Consider the following 18,701-nt stretch of genomic DNA (forward strand, 5'->3'; position numbering starts at 1 on the left):
CCAGGGCCACGGGCGCTGCGGCACCGGTCACAGCGCACCCGGCCGATCCGCCCGGGACCTGACGGTCCGGTAAGTTGTGCGCCATGGGTGAGAGCAACCACGGCGATCAGGGACTCCTGTACTGGCTGGTCAAGCACGTCTCGGTCGGCCCGACGATCAGGCTGGTGAATCGGCCCACCGTCGAAGGACTCGAGAACATCCCGGTCGACGGTCCGGCTCTGCTCGCGGGCAACCATCTGTCGATCGCGGACTGGCTGTTCGTGCCGCTGGTAGTGCCGCGCCGCATCTCCTACCTCGCCAAGAGCGACTACTTCACCGCGCCGGGCATCTCCGGCAAGCTGCAGAAGTTCTTCTACACCCAGACCGGCCAGGTGCCGATCGACCGGAGCGGCGGTGACGCCGCCACCGCTGCGCTGAACACCGCGAAGAAGCTGCTGGCCGAGGGGCGCCTCGTGGGCATGTACCCCGAGGGCACCCGCTCCCCCGACGGTCGCCTCTACCGCGGCCGTACGGGCCTGGTCCGCATCGCCTTCGAGGCGAACGTGCCCATCATCCCCGTCGGCGTCATCGGCACGGACAAGGTCTCCCCGCCCGGCCCCTTCAGCTGGCACGCCGAGCGCGTGCAGGTGAAGATCGCCAAGCCCATCGAGCCGATCGAGTACGACATCCCGTCGGATCCCGATGAGCGCCACAAGCTCGAGCGCTCCGTCACCGACAGGCTGATGCAGGAGATCCAGGCGCTCACCGGGCAGGAGTACGTGGATGAGTACGCCAAGAAGTGGCGCCCGGACTCCTGATCGGGCGCAGCGCGCCCGCGACCTCGCGGTGCTGCGCCGGGTCCGCGACCGCATCGACCGCGAGTTCGCGCAGCCGCTGGACGTCGAGGCGCTCGCCACGGGCGCGCACATGTCGGCGGGGCACCTGAGCCGGGAGTTCAAGCGCGTCTACGGGGAATCGCCGTACTCGTACCTGATGACCCGCCGGATCGAGCGGGCGATGATGCTCATGCGCCGCGGCGACGTCTCGGTGACCGACGCCTGTTTCGCGGTGGGCTGCTCCTCGCTGGGCACGTTCAGCACCCGCTTCACCGAGTTGGTCGGGGTGCCGCCGAGCGTCTACAAGCGCGACCACAGCGCCGCCGCCGAGGGTATCCCCGCGTGCCTGGCTCGCCAGGTGATGAGACCGGTCAGGAATCGAGAAGCGCCGCCCGTCCCACCGCAATAGCGTGTGGGGCATGGACATCACGATCTCGCTCGCCTACCTCCCCCACACCGATGCGGAGGCCGCCCTCGGCTTCTACCGGGACATTCTCGGATTCGAGGTGCGCAACGACGTCGGCTACCAGGACATGCGGTGGCTCACCGTCGGTCCCGTCGGCCAGCCGCAGACGTCGATCCTCCTGCATCCGCCCGCGATGGATCCCGGCCTGACCGAGGGCGAGAAGAACGCGGTGCTCGACATCATCGCCAAAGGCGCCTACACGGCGATCACGCTCTCGACCGACGATCTGGACGGTCTGTTCGAGCGCGTCGCCGGTGCAGGCGCCGACGTGGTGCAGGAACCGATGGATCAGGACTACGGTGTGCGCGACTGCGCCTTCCGCGACCCGGCAGGCAACCTAATCCGCATCAACCAGCTCTAGGCGGTGGCGGGCGCCTCGAGCGTCGCGGTGTCGATCACGAAGCGGTACCGCACGTCCGAGGCGATCACGCGCTCGTAGGCCTCGTTGATCTGATCGGCCGAGATCAGCTCGATCTCCGCGCCGATGCCGTGCTCCGCGCAGAAGTCCAGCATCTCCTGGGTCTGCGCGATACCGCCGATCATGGAACCGGCGAAGCTGCGGCGATTGCGGGTCAAGTCGAAGACGTTGACCGGGACCGGGTGCTCCGGCAGGCCCACCTCGACGAGCGTGCCGTCGACGGCGAGCATGCCGAAGTACGGGTGCATGTCGAGGTTCGCCGACACGGTGTTGATGATGACGTCGAAGTGGTTGCGGAGAACCGTGAAGGTGTCCGGGTCGGACGTGGCGTAGTAGTGCGAGGCGCCCAGGCGCAGGCCGTCCTCCATCTTCTTGAGCGACTGGCTGAGCACGGTCACCTCGGCGCCCATCGCGGCGGCGAGCTTGACGCCCATGTGGCCCAGGCCGCCCAGGCCGATGATCGCGACCTTCTTGCCGGGGCCCACGTTCCAGTGCCGCAGCGGGCTGAACAGCGTGATACCCGCACACAGGAGCGGCGCGGCCGCGGCGTAGTCGATGCTCTCCGGCACCCGGAGCACGTAGTTCTCGTCGACGACGATCCCCGTGGAGTAGCCGCCCTGGGTGGGCTGTCCGTCGCGGCCCTTCGCGTTGTAGGTGCCGACCATGCCGCGCTCGCAGTACTGCTCCTCGCCGCGCACGCACGCGGCGCACTCCCGGCAGGAGTCGACGAAGCAGCCCACGCCGACGCGGTCGCCGACCCGGAACTTCGTGACCTCGGATCCGAGGGCGGTCACTTCGCCGGCGATCTCGTGACCGGGGACGACCGGGTAGCGGGCCGGACCCCACTCGCTGCGCACGGTGTGGATGTCGCTGTGGCAGATGCCCGCGTAACGCACGGCGATCTGCACGTCGTGCGGCCCGGGATCGCGCCGCTCGACGGTCATCGGCTCCAGCGGTTCGGTTGCGGACGTTGCCCCATATGCGTTGACGATCATGGGTTCCATTGTGCGCTCTCCGAAGTATCTTCCGCCGCGTGACCCTCACTACACGGCTCCATCGCCAGCGCTACCAGGACGATCATTGCGCGGCGAGCGGCAGCGTGAGATCCAGTCGGAAGCCCTCGCCGGTGCTGTGCGCCTCGACGGTGCCGCCGTGCGCCTCGACGATGCCGCGCACGATCGCGAGCCCCAGTCCGGCGCCGGACGGCGCTTCGTCGTCGTCGGCCGACCGCGCGGCGTCGGCGCGCCAGCCCACGTCGAACATGCGGCCCAGATCCCCGGCCGCCACGCCCGGGCCCTGGTCGATGACGCTGAGGACCAGGCGATCGTGGACCCGGTCGGCGCGGACGACGACCTCGCTGTCCGCCGGCGCGTGTCGCAGGCTGTTGGTCAGCAGGTTCCCCACGACGCGGGTCAGCTCCCGCGGGTCCACGAGCACGAGGTGACCGTCGATCCCGTCCTGCGCGATGGTGATCCCGCGCCGCTCGGCGGCCGGCCTGCAGTCCGCGACGGCGTCGCTGACCAGGTCGAGCAGGACCACGGGTTCGGGGTGGATCCGCAGGGTGCCGGACTGGAGTTTGGAGAGTTCGAAGAGGTCGCCGATCATCGCGTTGAGAGTCTCGACCTTGCCGCGCAGTGCAGCGAGATAGGCGGCACGGTCGGGAGCGGTGTCCTCGTCGAGCGCCTCGGCCAGCGCGCGGACACCGGCCAGCGGGGTCCGCAGATCGTGCGAGATCCAGGCGAAGAACTGCCGTCGCGCGGCGTCCAGCTCGGCGACCCGTGCCCGGGACTCCTCCAGGCGTCGCGAGGTGTCCGCCAACTCCGCGGAGACCGCGTCGAGCTCGGCCACCCCGGTGCGCGCGGGCTCCACGACATCACCGTCGCCGACCCGCCGGGCCGCACTGCGCAGCGCGCTGATGGACGCCCCGACCGCGCGGCCGACGATGAAGGGAGTTGCGACCACGCTGCAGACGGCCGACGTCCCGATCACCCACAGCAGCACCGTGAGGTCGTGCCGGGACAGGTACATCTGCAGCGCGATGACCAGCGTCGATGCGACCACGGACAACAGCGCCCCGGCGATGGCGATGGCCGCGCGCAGACCGACGCCGGCACGCCCGGACACCGTGAGCACGCCGAGCGTGAGCAACGTGACCAGCAACGTCGTGACCAGCGAGGTCGCCGCGATCTGCGCGAGCGCGGCACCGTCGAGCATCACGCGCTCCAGCCGAATCGGTAGCCCGCGCCCCACTCCGTGCGGAGGAAGGCCGGCGCCCGCGGATCGGCCTCGATCTTCTCGCGCAACCGGCGCACGTGCACCGTGACCGTCGACGGATCACCGAAGCCCCAGCGCCACACCTCGCGCAGGATCTCGTCCCGGCTGATCACGCGGTCCGGATTCCGCGCGAGGTACAGCAGCAACTCGTACTCCCGTGTGGTCAGGCTGATCTCCCGGCCGTCGACCCACGCGCGCCGATGCGCCGCATCGATCCGGAACGGCCCGGCCTCGATGACGAGCCCCGCTTCCGTCGGCGTGCTCCGACGGAGCAGCGCATTGACCCGGAGCTGGAGTTCCCGCAGGGAGAAGGGCTTCGCAAGGTAGTCGTCGGCGCCGCTCTCGAGGCCGTCGATGCGGTTGTCCACGCCGTCGAGTGCGGTCAGCATGATGATCGGTACCTCCGAGACCTCGCGGACCCGCCGGCACAGCTCGTCGCCGCTCAGCCCCGGGAGCATGCGGTCGAGCACCATCAGGTCCGGTCGTTCGGCCTGGAAGGCCTCCCACGCCCGTGCCCCGTCGCGGTGCTGCGCCACCAGGCAGCCGGCGAGTCGGAGGTGATCGGTGACCACGGTCCGCACCGCCGGGTCGTCCTCGACGACCATCACCCGGGAGCCCTCTCGCATGGATCCGAGAGTAGGCGCGGACCGCGCCCGCGCGCCGTTCCTTACAGAACTGAAAGGTGCGGTTACGGCGCTGCCATACACCTTCTGCCCCGCGTCCGCCGTTGCTTGACTCGATCCCGAGTCGGCGCGAACGCCGCCGTCCCCGTCCGAGAAGGAGTTCCATCATGCGCGCATCCCACCTCACCGGCGTCGTCGTCACCGTCGGCCTGGGCCTGGCACTCACGGCGTGCGGCGGGTCGAAGGACATGCCCGACGCGACCATGACGAGTACCGCACCGGTGATGTCGTCGATGACGATGGCGCCGGCCGCGCCCGCGATGACCACGGGGACGTTCTCCGGGTTGAACGGCAAAGCGGTGGCCGGCACCGCGACGATCACGGGCTCCGTCGTCGAACTCGCGGGGTTCTCCTCCGACGAGGGCCCCGACCTGCACCTCTACCTGACGAAGGGGACGTCCGAGGGCGACGTCAAGGCAGGCGTGCGGCTCGGTGCGATCTCCTACGACAAGGCCGCGCAGCGGTTCATGCTCCCCGAGGGCACGGCGGCCGGCTCCTACACCCATCTCGTGGTGCACTGCGACAAGGCGCTCGCGGTCTTCGGGGCCGCGCAGCTCGGACGATGACCGCGCTCGCGGTCCGGGGCGCGACGGTCACCGTCGTCGCGGCCCGGCTGGCTCTCGGCCTGTTGTGGCTGCACGAGGGCTACGTGAAGTACCACGCAGGATTCGGCCGGAGCGACATCCTCCTCGTGGTGCACAGCGCCTCGTCGAACCCCCGCGTCCCCGGTGCCTTCGGATGGTTCGCCGGCGAGGTCATGGGCCGTCTCGCCACGCCCTTCGGGATCGCGGTTCCCTTCATCGAGGTCGCCCTCGGAGTGGCGGCGCTGGCCGGAGTACTACCGCGAGCGACGGCGCTCGCCGCGATCGCGCTCCTGTGCTCGTACTGGGCGGCCGATCAGCTGGTCGTCCAGTACCCCGTGATGGTCGTCCTCGCGGCGATCGTGCTGGCCGGCGGGGCGCTGGCGCGCGCCGGGTCGCTGCCGCAGGCGCTCGATCGGCTCAGAGATCGAGGCCGAGGTCCAGCGCGCGCACCGAGTGCGTGAGGGCACCGACGGCGAGGTAGTCGACGCCGGTGCGGGCGTAGTCCGCCGCGACGTCGAGCGTGAGGCCACCCGAGGACTCGAGCTTGGTGCGCGGCGCCGTCTTCTTCCGGCGCTGCACGGCGGACTGCGTCATCCACAGCGGCATGTTGTCCAGGAGGACGAGGTCGACGCCGAGCCCGAAGGCCTCGTCGAGCTGTTCGAGCGAATCGACCTCCACCTCGAGCGGGACGCCCGGCGCGCGACGGCGGACCGCCTCGACCGCCGACGTGACCGAACCCGCCGCGACGACGTGGTTGTCCTTGATGAGCGCCTCGTCGCCGAGCCCCATCCGGTGGTTGACGCCACCGCCGGCGCGCACCGCGTACTTCTGCAGCGCGCGCAGGCCGGGGAGGGTCTTGCGGCTGTCGCGGATCTTCGCGCCCGTACCCTCGACCTCGGCCACCCAGGCGGCCGTGGCCGTCGCGATGCCGGACAGGTGGGTGACGATGTTGAGCAGCGTGCGTTCGGCGGTGAGCAGAGCGAGCGTCGGCCCCTCGACGACCATCGCCACGTCGCCCGGAGCGATGACGGTGCCGTCGGCGATCTTCGCGGGCACGCGGTAGTTGCCGGGTCCGACCACCTCGTCGAGCACCCACTCGGCGACGGGAATGCCGGCCAGTACCCCGTGCTCGCGGCTGATCACCCTGGCGACGGTGGTCGCGCCGGGGGGCACGGTGGCCTCGCTCGTCACGTCCGGTCCGTAGCGCAGGTCCTCGTCGAGCGCGGTGCGGATGAGCCGCACCACCTCGGCGCGGTCGGGCTCGAGGGTCAGTTCGGTCATCGGGTCGCCTCCAGTGCTTCGGTCGGGTTCTCCTCGCGCGCCAGTGCCTGCCCCGTCATCATCCGGGCGACGGCGGCCAGGACGGCGTCCTCGTGATCCCGCGGCGTGACTGCGGGCGCGTCGGCCACGAAGCCGGGATCCGCGAGCAGGCCGCGCAGTTCCGTGAGCCCGTCGACGGTGCGCCGGACCCCGCAGAACCGCGTCATCGCGTCCTGCAGCGCGGACCGCTCGGCTCGGGCGGTCGACGGCGCGACGATGCGGGCGGCACCGTCGGGCAGCGGGGTTGCCGCCTGCGCTGCGGACGCGACCCGCAGGCCCATGACGAGCGCCTCGAGCAGGCTGTTCGAGGCGAGGCGGTTGGCGCCGTGCAGGCCGGTCTGCGCGACCTCGCCGGCGGCGTACAGACCGGGCACGGTCGTCGCGCCGTGCAGGTCCGTGACCACGCCGCCGCACAGGTAGTGCGCGCCCGGGACCACCGGGATGAGATCGGTCTGCGGATCGAGGCCCGCGGCACGGACGGCCTCGGTCACCGTCGGGAAGCGGTGCGCGACGTCGGGGATCATCGTGGCGTCGAGGTACGCACAGGGCGCGCCGGTGCGCTCCATGGCGTCGGTGACCGCGCGGGCCACCACGTCGCGCGGCGCGAGGTCGCCCATCGGGTGCACGCCGTCCATGACCGCCTCGCCGCGGGCGTCGACGAGGTGCGCGCCCTCGCCGCGCACGGCCTCGGAGATCAGCGGCCGGCGGCCCCGCGCGCCGGGCGTGTACAGCATCGTCGGGTGGAACTGGACGTAGTCGAGCTCCCGCACGTCCGCGCCCGCGGCGGCCGCGAGCGCGATGCCGTCGCCCGTCGCACCGAGTGGATTCGTGGTGCTGGAGAAGAGGTGTCCCGCCCCGCCGGTGGCGAGCAGCACCGTCCGGCCGAGCACGTCGCCCGTCTCGGTGCGCACGCCCACCACCCGGTCGCCTGTCACCAGCAGCGCGTACACCTGGGCGGGCCCCGCGGACAGCGTGGCACGGGTCTTCGCCGCCGCGGTCAGCGCGCGCTGCACCTCCGCGCCCGTGGCGTCGCCGCCCGCGTGGATGATGCGGGAGAGCGAATGCCCGCCCTCCCGCGTGCGCTTGAGCGTTCCGTCCGGCCGGCGGTCGAACTGCGCGCCCCATGCGATGAGCCGGTCGACGGCGGCGGGGCCGTCGGCGAGGATCGACCGGGCGGCGTCGACGTCCACGAGCGGACCGCCCGCCGCGACGGTGTCCGCGACGTGCCGCTCGATCGAGTCCTGCGGATCCGCCCGATCGACCACGGCGATGCCGCCCTGCGCGTACGCCGTGGAGGTCGACGGCGCGCCGCCCGGCGAGGGCTTGAACAGCACCGTCACCGTCAGGCCGGCGTCCGCCGCGGCGATGGCCGCGGTGAGGCCCGCGACTCCGGCGCCGACGACGAGGAGGTCAGCCGCGGTGGGCCCGGTCATTCCCCGCCGCCGGGCTGCCCGATGCCGATCATCCGGGTCACGGCCTTACGGCCCGCGTCGGCCATCGCGGCGTCGACGAAGACCTCGTCCTTCCCCTCGACGAGGCAACGCAGAAGCGCAGCCGGCGTGATCATCTTCATGTACTTGCACGAGGCGCGATCGTTGACGGCCCGGAAGTCCACGCCCGGTGCGGCCATACGCAGCTGGTGCAGCATGCCGACCTCGGTGGCCACGAGGACCTCCTTCTTGCCGGTCTCGCGCGCGGCGTCGAGCATGCCGCCGGTCGAGAGGATCTTCACCCGGTCGTCCGGGACGGCGCCCTCCCCCGCCAGGTACAGCGCCGAGGTCGCGCAGCCGCACTCCGGGTGCACGTACAGGTCGGCGTCGGGGTGCGCCGTGGCCTGCGCGGCGAGCTCGTCGCCGTTGATGCCCGCGTGGACGTGGCACTCGCCGGCCCAGATGTGCATGTTCTGCCGGCCGGTGACGCGCTTGACGTGCGCGCCGAGGAACTGGTCCGGCAGGAACAGGATCTCGGTCTCCTCGGGGATCGACTGCACCACCTCGACGGCGTTCGACGACGTGCAGCAGATGTCGGTGAGGGCCTTCACCTCGGCCGTCGTGTTGACGTAGGAGACGACGACGGCGCCCGGGTGCTCGTCCTTCCACTCCTGCAGCTCGACGGCCTTGATCGAATCGGCCAGCGAGCAGCCCGCGCGCTGGTCCGGGATGAGGACCGTCTTCTCGGGGCTGAGGATCTTGGCGGTCTCCGCCATGAAGTGGACGCCGCAGAAGACGATGGTCGACGTGGAGACGTCGGCGGCGATGCGCGAGAGCGCCAGCGAGTCACCCACGAAGTCGGCGACGTCCTGGATCGCGGGCAGCTCGTAGTTGTGCGCGAGGATCGTGGCGTCGCGGAGCTTCGCGAGTCGCTTGACCTCGGCGGCCCACTCCCGGTCGCCGTCGACGCCGGTGTACATGGCACCCGGGACGATCCGGTCGTAGAGCGGGGAACTGAACTCGGTGGCGGCGGACGTGGCTGAAGTCATCGCGGCGCCCCTTTCTCGTCGGCTATTTATCGACCTATGATCGATATATGGCCGATGCTAGCACCGCCCCCCAGCACCGCGTCGCGCACGAGGTTCTCAGCACTGTGTTCCGGGTCACGCCCGCGCGGGGCTCGAGCGCGGCGGGCACGCTCCAGGTGCTCCTGTGGCAGCGCGCGATGGCACCCGACCAGGGCGCCTGGTCACTCCCCGGCGGCCTTCTCGACCCGCGTGAGGACCTCCCGACCAGCGCCCGACGGCTGCTCGCCGAGAAGGTCGACCTCACCGAGGTCGCGCACCTCGAGCAGTTCGCCGAGTTCTCCGATCCGCATCGGGTACCGGCGAGCGCCGGCGCCGACCGCACCCTCGCCTCCGTGTTCCTCGGCCTCGTCCGCTCGGGCACCGACCCGCGGCTGCCCGAGGACACGACGTGGCACCCCGTCGAGGCGCTCCCGACGATGGCCTTCGATCACGCCGCGATGGTGCACCGCGCCCGCACGCGGCTCGCGGCCCGGCTCTCCTACTCGAACATCGGCTTCGCGCTCGCGCCGCGCGCCTTTCCGGTCTCCCAACTGCGCGACGTCTACGTGGCCGTCCTCGGCTACCCGGTGGACGCGACCAACCTGCTGCGGATCCTCTCGCGCCGGTCGGTGATCACCGCGACCGGCGAGACCGGGCAGGCCACTCGCGGTCGGCCACCGGCGTTGTACCGCTTCACGGATTCCTACCTGCGCATCACCGACGAGTTCGCCACACTCCGGCCACCGGGCTGAGGTCCGGAGAGCACTGGTCGGCGCACCGTCGAACCCCGGCGACGTCAGGCCGAGCGTCGGGCCGCCCGGGCCCGCTCCCGCTCGACGGCCCGCGCCCGGCTCTCCTCGAAGCGCACCACGTCGTCCTCGAGCTTGTCGACGTAGCGGCCGATTTCGTCGCGATACCGCTCCCCCGCGGCCGAGACATCGGTCCGGTCGAACAGACCCCAGATCTTGAAGATGGGTTTGAGTACGTCGTCGAGATGCTGGCGCAGATCGTAGATGCCATGCTTGACCATGAGCACGCCGTTGCGCCGGAAGTCGGGCTTGCCCTCGCCCGGCATGACGAAGTTCGTCGTCACCTTGACGATCGACTCCAGCACCTGATCGGGCGCGATGTCGAGCGCCGCGGCCGTGAGGTTCCGGTAGAAGATCATGTGCAGGTTCTCGTCGGTGGCGATGCGCTTGAGCAGCGCGTCGGCGACGGGCTCGGCGCAGACGCGTGCGGTCTGCCGGTGGCTGACCCGCGTCGCGAGCTCCTGAATGGTCACGTACACCACCTGATCGAGCACGCCGCCGTACTCCTCCGGCGCCGACACGCCCAACTCGAGGTGCGTCATCCGGTCGCGCTCGAGCTTCACCGGATCCACGGAGCGCGTGACCAGCAGGTAGTCGCGCATCGCGATGCTGTGCCGGTTCTCCTCCGCGGTCCAGCGGCCCACCCATGTGCCCCACGCCCCGTCGAGGGAGAAGTTGTCGGCGATCGTGCGGTGGTACGACGGGAGGTTGTCCTCGGTGAGCAGGTTCGTGATCATCGCGACGCGCGCCACCTCGGACAGCGGGGACTGGCCGAGCTCCCAGTCCGTGCCGCCGAGTGCGGCGAAGTTACGGCCGTCGGTCCAGGGCACGTAATCGTGCGGGTTCCACGGCTTCGCGACCCGCAGGTGGCGGTTGATGTTGTCCTCCACCACCGGTTCGAGTTCGGTCAGCAGTTGCAAGTCGGTCATCGTCGACATCGTGAGCGCCTCCGTCGGTTCCGGACGGCCCGATGGTAAGTCCGCCGGCGACGCGGACGCAGCGGAACTTGCGGTCCAAAAACAAGGAGTCACCGCCGTGCGCCGACCGCGCACCGGCACGACTACGGTGACCCCATGACCAGCACGTCCGGAGCGGCGGACGCGACCCCGCTCTCCTCCTCGTCCGATCGGATCGCCGCCGACGAGGCGGGCGACGTCGCCCGCGGCCTGAGCGTCGGCGCCGGCGCGGCCGTCCTGTTCCTCCTCCTGCGCCTCCTCGCGGTGGCGAACTGGAACTGGAACACGGCGACCCAGATCATGGCCGTCACCGACGTCGACGGCGCACTGACCATGTTCTTCGGAACACTCATGGCCGACCCGGGGTTCACCGGGGGTCTCGTCGCACTCCTGCTCCCCCTCTCCTTCCTCCGGCTCGTCTGGCCGATCAACGGCACCCGCTCGGGGATCGTGGACACCGGCCTCACGCTCGCGCTGCTCGTCGCTGCGGCGGTGGCCCTGTCGGCGACGTACCGGTACGTCTGGGTCCCGATCGCGGCGGCGGTGATCGGGGCCGTCTTCGTCGCGATGCGACTGTTCTGGCGCCACGGCGTGCTGCACCGGGCCACCCAATTCCTCTTCCGCCGCGCGGCGATCATCGCGGGGATCGGCCTGCTCGCGATCGCGGGGTTGGTCGAGACGCCGTGGGTGCCGCTGGAGGATGTCGTGACCAGGACGGAGACCGTCCACGGCTACGTCCTCAAAGCCGAGCCCGGCTTCCTGACGGTGCTGACCGAGCCGGACCGCGAGGTGCGGGTTCTGACCACTGCCGACGTGCTCGAGCGGCGCTGACCCGCCGGAAATATATTCGGACCGCGGTCCGTTACAGTGGTCGAAGGGTCCGACAGGGACCCGAAGGGGAAGGATCGACATGCAGTTCGGAATCTTCAGCGTCGGCGACGTGACCACCGACCCGACCACCGGTACGACGGTCAGCGAGCACGAGCGCATCAAGGCCATGACCGCGATCGCCGTGAAGGCGGAGGAGGTCGGCCTCGACGTCTTCGCCACCGGCGAGCACCACAACCCGCCGTTCGTCCCGAGTTCCCCCACCACGTTGCTGGGCTGGATCGCCGCCCGGACCGAGACACTGCGCCTGAGCACCGCGACCACGCTCATCACCACCAACGACCCGGTGAAGATCGCCGAGGACTATGCGATGCTGCAGCACCTCGCCGACGGCCGCGTGGACCTGACGCTGGGTCGCGGCAACACCGGTCCGGTCTACCCGTGGTTCGGCAAGGACATCCGCCAGGGCATCCCGCTGGCCATCGAGAACTACCACCTGCTGCGGCGGCTGTGGCGCGAGCCCGTCGTCGACTGGGAGGGACAGTTCCGCACCCCCTTGCAGAGCTACACCTCGACGCCCGCGCCACTGGACAGCACGCCGCCCTTCGTCTGGCACGGCTCCATCCGGTCGCCCGAGATCGCCGAGCAGGCCGCGTTCTACGGCGACGGCTTCTTCCACAACAACATCTTCTGGAACACCGAGCACACCGAGCAGATGGTGCGCCTGTACCGGCAGCGCTTCGAGCACTACGGCCACGGCGGCGCCGACCAGGCGATCGTCGGACTCGGCGGCCAGGTGTTCATGGCGGCGACCGAGGCCGAGGCCAAGCGCCGCTTCCGCCCGTACTTCGACAACGCACCCGTCTACGGACACGGACCGTCGCTCGAGGACTTCGAGCAGATGACGCCGCTCACCGTCGGAACGCCCGAGCAGGTGATCGAGAAGACGCTGAGCTTCGCGGACTACGCGGGTGACTACCAGCGCCAGCTCTTCCTCCTCGATCACGCGGGCCTCCCCCTGGATCAGGTCCTGGAGCAGGTCGAGATCCTCGGCACGCAGGTCGTCCCGGTGCTGCGCAAGGAGTTCGAGCTGCGCCGGCCGGCCCACGTCCCGTCGGACCCGCCGACCCACGAATCACTCGTCGCCGCGGGGCCGGAGTCGCCGCACCGCCTGGTGCTCCCCGCCCAGGATCTCGCCGTCGCGAAGGAGGCCTGACATGCCCCGCTCCCTGGTGGTCGTCGCCGCGGGCGTCTCGGAGCCGTCGTCGACGCGCCTGCTCGCGGACCAACTCGCCGATTCCACTCGCGCTGCGGTGTCCGCGCGCGGCGAGGCCGTGGATGCCACGGTGATCGAGGTCCGCGAGCTCGCCCGCGACCTGGCGACGGTGATGACCACCGGCGTCCCGACTCCCGCGCTCACCGCCGCCAAGGACGCGATCGCCACCGCCGACGGCCTGATCGCGGTCTCGCCCGTGTTCACCGCGAGCTACAGCGGCCTGTTCAAGATGTTCTTCGACGCCCTCGACCCCGACGCCCTCACCGATGTGCCCGTGCTCGTCGCCGCGACGGCCGGCACGCCGCGGCACTCCCTGGTGCTCGATCACGCTCTGCGGCCACTGTTCAGCTACCTGCGGGCACGGATCCTCCCGACGGGCGTCTTCGCCGCGACCGAGGACTTCGGTTCGTCGGAACTGGCGTCCCGGATCTCCCGGGCCGGTGCGGAACTCGCCGCTGCGCTCGTCCAGGCCGACGGCGCGGTGGCCGGCTTCGGCGGACCGTCGGACCTGGGGGCGCCACGGCGTTCCGGGACGGCGACCGATCTCGGCCCCGTGGCCGATTTCGCCGAGTTGCTCCGCGGGCACACCGGAGACCAGGAGCGTCGGTAGGGCGTCGCGAGACCGTCTACCGCGATCCGATCACGCTGGGCTGATCCGGCGACCCGTTCCCGACCGGAGCACCCTCGTCGCCGGCGATCCGCCCGAACAGCGCGATCACCGCGCACCACAACGCCGTGCAGGCCGGCCAGACCAGTACCAGCACCCACGAGGCCAGATCGCCGAGCACGCCGCCGGAGTGGTCCGCGGGAGCGAGGACGTTGGCGCCGCGCAGCCTGATCGACGGAGCGGCCGTGAAGTCGAGGCCAGGCGCACCGGGGCCCGTGAATCGCGCATCCACGACCGCCTGGCCGAGGACGACCGCGAGCGCCACGCCGACGGTCGCCGCGCCGAGCGTGATCACCACGCCCCGCGGCGAGCGCCGCTCCCCGCGGAACAGTGCCGGTCCCGTGAGCAGTCCACCGACTACCGAAACCGCCACGAACAGCGCCGTCGCGACGAAGAAGTTGTCGAACTGGTCGGAGCGGAGCACCGCCTGCCCCGACGAGAGGACCACTCCCCGTACTCCGGGGGCGACGGTGCCCCGGACCAGAGCGGCGGCCGCGCCCAGGACTGCGCCGACCACCGCCGGCACCACCACCTGCGAGACGGACCGCGTCGACGTTTCAGTAGGCATCGGCATCAGCCTAACGAGCCGCCCCGGCAGCCGGAATCAGCGCTCGCGGCTCTTCGAGTCGAGTTCGCCGTGGCGGGAGCAGCGCGCCGTCCACCCGTGCGGGCTGACCTGCACGATCATCCTGCGCGCGCAGTACGCGCAGTACCGCGGCGGCTCGAGACCGAGACGGGCCGCCGCGAAGACGGGCGCCCCCTCCGCCAGCGGCTTGCCGGTGTACTCGTCGTACACCGGCTCCTGATCCATCACGGCCGTCACAGGGTCTCGTTCAATGCCTTGATCGGCATCTTCAGCGAATCGAGCAGATCGAGATCGGTCTCAGCGGGCCGGCCCAGCGTCGTGAGGTAGTTGCCCACGATCACGGCGTTGATGCCGCCGAGGATGCCCTTCTCCGCACCGAGGTCTCCGAGGGTGATCTCGCGGCCGCCCGCGAATCGCAGGATCGTGCGCGGCAGCGCAAGGCGGAACGCCGCGACGGCCTTGAGCGCCTCCGCCGCGGGCAGCACCTCCAGATCGCCGAAGGGCGTACCGGGCCGCGGGTTGAGGAAGTTGAGCGGCACCTCGTCGGGCTCCAGCTCGGCGAGGTTCGCCGCGAACTCGGCGCGCTGCTCCAGCGTCTCCCCCATGCCCAGGATGCCGCCGCAGCAGACCTCCATGCCGGCCTCACGGACCATGCGCAGCGTGTTCCACCGCTCCTCGTACGAGTGCGTGGTCACCACGTTCGGGAAGTGCGACTTCGCGGTCTCGAGGTTGTGGTTGTAGCGGTGCACACCCATCGCCTTGAGCTCGTCGACCTGCTCCTGGGTGAGCATGCCGAGGCTGCACGCGATCTGGATGTCGACCTCGTTGCGGATGGCCTCGATACCGGCCGCCACCTGGGACATCAGCCGCTTGTCCGGCCCGCGGACCGCGGCGACGATGCAGAACTCGGTGGCCCCGGTCTTCGCGGTCTGCTTGGCCGCCTCGACGAGCGACGGGATGTCGATCCACGCGGAGCGGACGGGCGATTCGAACAGGCCCGACTGGCTGCAGAAGTGGCAGTCCTCGGGGCAGCCGCCCGTCTTGAGACTGATGATGCCCTCGACCTCGACCTCGGGGCCGCACCACTTCATGCGCACCTCGTGGGCGAGCTGGAGCACCTCGTCGAGCTTCTCGTCGGGCAGTTGGAGCACGGCCAGCACCTGCTCCTGGCTCAGCCCTTCACCGCGCTCGAGCACCTGCTCGCGCGCGACCTCGATGATGTCGGCCAGGACCCCGGTCATGTGATCTCCCTCGTCGGCTGTGATCGGTCGGCTGTGTTCTGCGACACCGTGGCGTCGCGACTATCGAGCACTGTACAGCGTTCAATTCATGAACGTCGTTCAAGGGCGGTCGGCGAGCCCCGCGAGCCACGCGGCGTCGAACCACGACGATGCCGCTCCCGCGAACCGTTCCGGCGGCAGGGCCGCGGCACCGTCGGGAATCCGTCCGACGACCGGCACGCCGGTCAGCTCGGGCAGGTCGACGAGGTTGCAGCGCTCGGCGAGGCCCGGCTCGTCGGGCCAGCGGGACAGCACGATCCCGGCGCAGGCGACGCCCCCGGCTTCGATCGCGCGGATCGTGAGCTCGGTGTGATTGAGGGTGCCGAGCGCGGGATCCGCGACCACGACCACCTCCGCGGACAGGTCCGCCGCAAGGTCGACGATGGTGAACGGCGTTCGAGAATCGTCGACGCCGAGGCGGACCAGAACACCGCCCGCCCCTTCGACGAGCACGGCCCCGCCGGCCCTGCGGACCACCTCGACCGCCTCGGCGCGGCCCAGCGGGTCGAGGCCGGCTCTCGCCGCAGCCGTGAGCGGCGCGAGGGGCTCCGGGAACCTCCGGTGTTCGACGGCGGCCGCACCCGGCGCCAATCGCGCCACCTCGGCGGCGTCCGAGAGCTGACCCTCCTCGTCGCGCACGGCTCCGGCGGCGAAACCGGTCTGGGCGGGCTTGACCACGGTGACCGGCCCGCTCCGCAGCAGCGCAGCGGCCAGTGCCGCCGTGGCGACGGTCTTACCCACGCCGGTGGAGGTACCGGTGACACAGAGGATCACGCGACGGCCCGCCGGATCACGTCGACGGCGGTCGCGACCTCGCGATCGGTGAGATCGGCGCGCACGGTGATCCGCAGGCGCGACGTCCCCTCGGGCACCGACGGCGGCCGGAAACAGCCGACGCGCACCCCTGCGGCGGCGCAGGCGTCGCGGGCCGCGACGGCGACCTCGGGCTCGCCGAGGACGAGCGAGACCACTGCCGAGGTCGGCACGGGCGCGCCGATACCGGCCGCGACGGCGAGCGCCCGGTCCAGAACCCGGCCCGCGAGCGCGGGATCGGAGCGCAGCTCGGCGAGGGCCGCGTCCGCGGCCGCGACCGCCGCAGGAGCGAGCCCGGTGTCGAAGATGAAGGGACGCGCCGCGTCGATCAGGTGCGCCCGCACGCGCTCGGGGCCGAGGACAACGCCGCCCTGCGCGCCGAGGGCCTTGGACATGGTGGCGGTCACGACGAGGTCCGGCTCGCCCGCGAGACCCAGTTCGTGCACCAGGCCGCGGCCGCCGTCGCCGCGGACGCCGAGCCCGTGGGCTTCGTCGACCACGAGTGCGGCGCCGTGCGCACGGGCTGCGGCGTGCAGCTCGGTGACGGGCGCGAGCACCCCGTCGGCGCTGTAGACCGAGTCGGTGAGCACGATCGCGCGCGCCTCGGCGCGGTCCGCGAGGGCATCCCGAACGGCGTTCACGTCACCCCGCGGGGTCACCACGATCCGCGCACGGGAGAGCCGGCAGGCGTCGACGAGTGAGGCGTGGGAACCACCGTCGGAGACGACGAGCGCGCCGCGCCCCGCGAGCGCGGTGACCACACCGAGATTGGCCAGGTAGCCCGAGGAGAAGCACAGCGCCGATTCGACGCCGGTGAAGTCCGCCAGGTTGCACTCGAACGCCTCGTGGAGCTCCGTCGTGCCCGTGACCAGGCGCGACCCGGTAGCGCCCGCACCCCAGACCCGCAGCGCCTCGGCGGCGGCGGCGAGCACCCGCGGATGCCGGCTGAGGCCGAGGTAGTCGTTGGAGGCGAGGTCGAGGCCGAGCTCCTCGGGGCGTCGCGCCGTCAGCGTGCGCCGCAGGCCCGCCGCGGCGCGGTCGGCCGCGTAACCGTCGAGCCACCCCAACGAATCCAATTGAACACCGTTCATGTCCTCACTGTAGCGCTGCCCGCACCGCCGCCGAGACCCCTCGGCAGATCGCGGCGACGTCGTCGGGCGTGCTGACGAACGGCGGCATCGTGTAGACCAGATCGCGGAAGGGGCGCAGCCAGACGCCCGCGGCGATCGTCGCATCGGTCGCGGCGACCATGTCGACGGACCGATCGAGCTGCACGACGCCGATGGCGCCGAGCACCCGCACGTCCACGACGCCCGGCAGGTCGCGCAGGGGCGCGAGTCCGTCCCGCAGCCCCTCCTCGATCGCCGCCACCCGCGCCCGCCAGTCCTGCGCGAGCAGCAGCTCGGTGCTGGCCACGGCGATCGCGCAGGCGAGCGGATTGCCCATGAACGTCGGGCCGTGCATCAGGGCGCCCTGATCCGAGTTCGAGATGGTGAGCGCGACCTCATCGGTGCACAGCATCGCGGCGAGGGTCAGATACCCCCCGGTGAGCGCCTTGCCGACGCACAGGATGTCGGGCGTGATCCCGGCGGCGTCGCAGGCGAACAGTGAACCGGTGCGGCCGAAGCCGGTCGCGATCTCGTCGCAGATCAGCAGCACGCTGTGCCGCCGGGTGATCTCGCGGAGCGCGGCGACGTACGCCGGGGGATGGAAGCGCATGCCGCCCGCGCCCTGCACGACGGGCTCGATGATCACGGCGGCCAGCTCGTGCGCGTGCTGCCCGACGAGCCGGTCGAGTTCGGCGACGTAGGCGGCGTCGACGTCGGCGGGCGGCGCGGGCGCGAACACCTGGGTGGCGAGCACGTCGGTCCAGAGCGAGTGCATGCCGCCGTCGGGATCGCAGACGCTCATCGGGGTGAAGGTGTCGCCGTGGTAGCCGCCGCGCCAGGTGAGCAGGCGGTTGCGGCCCGTGACGCCGCGGGCGCGCCAGTACTGCAGGGCCGTCTTCACCGCGACCTCGATGGAGACGGAGCCGCTGTCGGCGAGGAAGACGCGGTCGAGTCCGTCGGGCGTGATGCGCACCAGCAGCTCGCCGAGCCGGGCGGCGCTCTCGTGGGTCAGGCCGCCGAACATCACGTGCGACATGGTGTCGATCTGGGCCTTCGCCGCCGCGTCGAGGACGGGGTTGCGGTAGCCGTGGATCGCGGCCCACCAGGAGCTCATCCCATCGATGACCTGCGTTCCGTCGCCGAGCGTGAGGCGGACCCCCTCGGCTCCGGTCACCACCCTGGCCCCCGCCCCGCCGACGGCGCTGTACGGGTGCCAGAGCGTCCGGGTGTCCAGGGCGAGGATCTCGTCGGGGGTCATGCCGGGCCACGTTAGCGGTGCGCCGGCCCGCGCCGCCATCGGCCGGCCGTCCGCGCGGCTCC

Annotated in this window: 22 protein-coding genes; 9 read left to right on the plus strand and 13 right to left on the minus strand. The window is 71.2% G+C overall.

Annotated features, from left to right (window positions below; translation table 11 throughout):
* The first annotated feature begins 83 nt into the window (after positions 1-83).
* Genes FK268_RS06500 through FK268_RS06510 form a run of 3 tightly spaced genes read left to right on the plus strand, consistent with a single transcriptional unit; the run spans position 84 to position 1,642 of the window.
* Complete coding sequence (locus FK268_RS06500) at positions 84-797, plus strand: lysophospholipid acyltransferase family protein (protein ID WP_146432410.1); 714 nt, start codon at positions 84-86, stop codon at positions 795-797.
* On the plus strand, positions 763-1,224 hold the full coding sequence (locus FK268_RS06505) for a helix-turn-helix transcriptional regulator (RefSeq protein ID WP_146432412.1): 462 nt from the start codon (positions 763-765) through the stop codon (positions 1,222-1,224). Before FK268_RS06500 ends, FK268_RS06505 begins: the two co-directional genes overlap by 35 nt.
* A 10-nt stretch (positions 1,225-1,234) precedes the next feature.
* Positions 1,235-1,642 carry a VOC family protein gene (locus FK268_RS06510; protein WP_146432414.1) on the plus strand — a complete coding sequence of 136 codons (408 nt, stop codon included), beginning with the start codon at positions 1,235-1,237 and terminating at the stop codon, positions 1,640-1,642.
* Here the strand turns inward: FK268_RS06510 and FK268_RS06515 are convergent.
* The 3 genes from FK268_RS06515 to FK268_RS06525 all read right to left on the minus strand — a co-directional run bounded on the left by FK268_RS06515 (position 1,639) and on the right by FK268_RS06525 (position 4,599).
* Entirely contained in the window at positions 1,639-2,703 is a 1,065-nt protein-coding gene (locus FK268_RS06515) for an NAD(P)-dependent alcohol dehydrogenase (RefSeq protein ID WP_269434212.1), read from the minus strand. The two genes, FK268_RS06510 and FK268_RS06515, sit on opposite strands and share 4 nt — an antisense overlap.
* 73 nt (positions 2,704-2,776) lie before the next feature.
* On the minus strand, positions 2,777-3,913 hold the full coding sequence (locus FK268_RS06520; protein WP_146433398.1) for a sensor histidine kinase: 1,137 nt from the start codon (positions 3,911-3,913) through the stop codon (positions 2,777-2,779).
* Positions 3,913-4,599, minus strand: coding sequence for a response regulator transcription factor (locus FK268_RS06525; protein ID WP_146432418.1), 687 nt, complete (start codon positions 4,597-4,599; stop codon positions 3,913-3,915). The genes FK268_RS06520 and FK268_RS06525 overlap by 1 nt, the downstream gene beginning before the upstream one ends.
* A 164-nt stretch (positions 4,600-4,763) precedes the next feature.
* On the opposite strand from FK268_RS06525, the gene FK268_RS06530 reads away from it, so the two are divergent.
* Both FK268_RS06530 and FK268_RS06535 read left to right on the plus strand, forming a co-directional pair.
* Positions 4,764-5,222, plus strand: coding sequence for a DM13 domain-containing protein (locus FK268_RS06530; protein ID WP_146432420.1), 459 nt, complete (start codon positions 4,764-4,766; stop codon positions 5,220-5,222).
* Positions 5,219-5,701 (plus strand): DoxX family membrane protein, encoded by a 483-nt coding sequence (locus FK268_RS06535; protein WP_146432422.1) that lies wholly within the window; start codon positions 5,219-5,221, stop codon positions 5,699-5,701. The genes FK268_RS06530 and FK268_RS06535 overlap by 4 nt, the downstream gene beginning before the upstream one ends.
* Here FK268_RS06535 and nadC read toward each other — a convergent pair.
* From nadC to nadA, 3 genes are read right to left on the minus strand one after another with little or no spacing between them, the layout of a single operon-like run.
* A complete protein-coding gene (gene nadC / locus FK268_RS06540; RefSeq protein ID WP_146432424.1) occupies positions 5,658-6,521 on the minus strand; it encodes a carboxylating nicotinate-nucleotide diphosphorylase in 864 nt (287 codons plus the stop codon). The two genes, FK268_RS06535 and nadC, sit on opposite strands and share 44 nt — an antisense overlap.
* Entirely contained in the window at positions 6,518-7,993 is a 1,476-nt protein-coding gene (gene nadB / locus FK268_RS06545) for an L-aspartate oxidase (protein ID WP_146432426.1), read from the minus strand. The genes nadC and nadB overlap by 4 nt, the downstream gene beginning before the upstream one ends.
* Positions 7,990-9,039 (minus strand): quinolinate synthase NadA, encoded by a 1,050-nt coding sequence (gene nadA / locus FK268_RS06550; RefSeq protein WP_146432427.1) that lies wholly within the window; start codon positions 9,037-9,039, stop codon positions 7,990-7,992. The genes nadB and nadA overlap by 4 nt, the downstream gene beginning before the upstream one ends.
* 47 nt (positions 9,040-9,086) lie before the next feature.
* On the opposite strand from nadA, the gene FK268_RS06555 reads away from it, so the two are divergent.
* Positions 9,087-9,809, plus strand: coding sequence for an NUDIX hydrolase (locus FK268_RS06555; protein WP_146432429.1), 723 nt, complete (start codon positions 9,087-9,089; stop codon positions 9,807-9,809).
* Between the two features lie 44 nt (positions 9,810-9,853).
* Here FK268_RS06555 and FK268_RS06560 read toward each other — a convergent pair whose 3' ends face one another.
* Positions 9,854-10,795 (minus strand): acyl-ACP desaturase, encoded by a 942-nt coding sequence (locus FK268_RS06560; RefSeq protein ID WP_146432431.1) that lies wholly within the window; start codon positions 10,793-10,795, stop codon positions 9,854-9,856.
* 144 nt (positions 10,796-10,939) lie between these two features.
* Between FK268_RS06560 and FK268_RS06565 the strand changes: the two genes are divergently transcribed.
* The 3 genes from FK268_RS06565 (at position 10,940) to FK268_RS06575 (ending at position 13,536) form a co-directional block, all read left to right on the plus strand.
* Positions 10,940-11,653: a hypothetical protein gene (locus tag FK268_RS06565; RefSeq protein ID WP_146432433.1), complete on the plus strand. Its 714-nt coding sequence runs from the start codon at positions 10,940-10,942 to the stop codon at positions 11,651-11,653.
* Between the two features lie 79 nt (positions 11,654-11,732).
* On the plus strand, positions 11,733-12,866 hold the full coding sequence (locus FK268_RS06570) for an LLM class flavin-dependent oxidoreductase (RefSeq protein ID WP_146432435.1): 1,134 nt from the start codon (positions 11,733-11,735) through the stop codon (positions 12,864-12,866).
* Position 12,867: 1 nt separating this feature from the next.
* The gene (locus FK268_RS06575; protein ID WP_146432437.1) at positions 12,868-13,536 is read left to right on the plus strand and encodes an FMN reductase; all 669 of its coding nucleotides are present in this window, start codon (positions 12,868-12,870) and stop codon (positions 13,534-13,536) included.
* A 16-nt stretch (positions 13,537-13,552) separates the two neighbouring features.
* Here the strand turns inward: FK268_RS06575 and FK268_RS06580 are convergent, their stop codons facing one another.
* The 6 genes from FK268_RS06580 to FK268_RS06605 all read right to left on the minus strand — a co-directional run bounded on the left by FK268_RS06580 (position 13,553) and on the right by FK268_RS06605 (position 18,639).
* A complete protein-coding gene (locus FK268_RS06580; RefSeq protein ID WP_146432439.1) occupies positions 13,553-14,161 on the minus strand; it encodes a hypothetical protein in 609 nt (202 codons plus the stop codon).
* Positions 14,162-14,197: 36 nt separating this feature from the next.
* Positions 14,198-14,404: a biotin synthase auxiliary protein BsaP gene (gene bsaP, locus FK268_RS06585; RefSeq protein ID WP_193560259.1), complete on the minus strand. Its 207-nt coding sequence runs from the start codon at positions 14,402-14,404 to the stop codon at positions 14,198-14,200.
* 8 nt (positions 14,405-14,412) lie between these two features.
* Positions 14,413-15,420 (minus strand): biotin synthase BioB, encoded by a 1,008-nt coding sequence (gene bioB / locus FK268_RS06590; RefSeq protein ID WP_146432441.1) that lies wholly within the window; start codon positions 15,418-15,420, stop codon positions 14,413-14,415.
* A gap of 99 nt (positions 15,421-15,519) precedes the next feature.
* Entirely contained in the window at positions 15,520-16,233 is a 714-nt protein-coding gene (gene bioD, locus FK268_RS06595) for a dethiobiotin synthase (protein WP_146432443.1), read from the minus strand.
* Entirely contained in the window at positions 16,230-17,363 is a 1,134-nt protein-coding gene (locus tag FK268_RS06600; RefSeq protein ID WP_146432445.1) for an 8-amino-7-oxononanoate synthase, read from the minus strand. The genes bioD and FK268_RS06600 overlap by 4 nt, the downstream gene beginning before the upstream one ends.
* A gap of 4 nt (positions 17,364-17,367) precedes the next feature.
* Positions 17,368-18,639, minus strand: a complete 1,272-nt coding sequence (locus tag FK268_RS06605; RefSeq protein WP_146433402.1) for an adenosylmethionine--8-amino-7-oxononanoate transaminase — start codon at positions 18,637-18,639, stop codon at positions 17,368-17,370.
* Positions 18,640-18,701: the final 62 nt, after the last annotated feature.

The organism is Tsukamurella sputi, from assembly GCF_007858445.1.
In the GTDB taxonomy this organism is placed as follows: domain Bacteria; phylum Actinomycetota; class Actinomycetes; order Mycobacteriales; family Mycobacteriaceae; genus Tsukamurella; species Tsukamurella sputi.